This window comes from Bacillus sp. SIMBA_074, assembly GCF_046534555.1.
GTDB classification, from domain to species: Bacteria; Bacillota; Bacilli; order Bacillales; family Bacillaceae_G; genus Bacillus_A; species Bacillus_A mycoides.
Genome location: NZ_JAWRYM010001192.1, coordinates 1 through 238, shown reverse-complemented (window position 1 = coordinate 238; position 238 = coordinate 1). Strand labels below are relative to the sequence as shown.

The window sequence follows — 238 nt, the reverse complement described above, 5'->3', positions numbered from 1 at the left end:
CCGTCAAAGAGTTTTACCGAACCTTATACTTGGAGGCCCGGCTTCTTCCTGGGCAGACACTTGAATTACCTAATGAGTCTGAGCGCGGTATATATATTACGAGTGGCAAACTTAAAATCAGAGACCAGCAATACGCAGAGAAACAGATGATTGTGTTATCCAGTGCTGAAGGCGTTACGGTAACAGCGCTGCAATCAACAACCATGGTGTTGATCGGTGGAGAGAAAATATCAAGTCG

1 protein-coding gene is annotated in these 238 nt (G+C 45.4%); it reads left to right on the top strand.

Annotated elements, in window-relative coordinates:
• On the top strand, positions 1 to 238 hold a 238-nt coding region (locus tag SB773_RS34500; protein ID WP_410595035.1), incomplete at both ends, for a pirin-like C-terminal cupin domain-containing protein.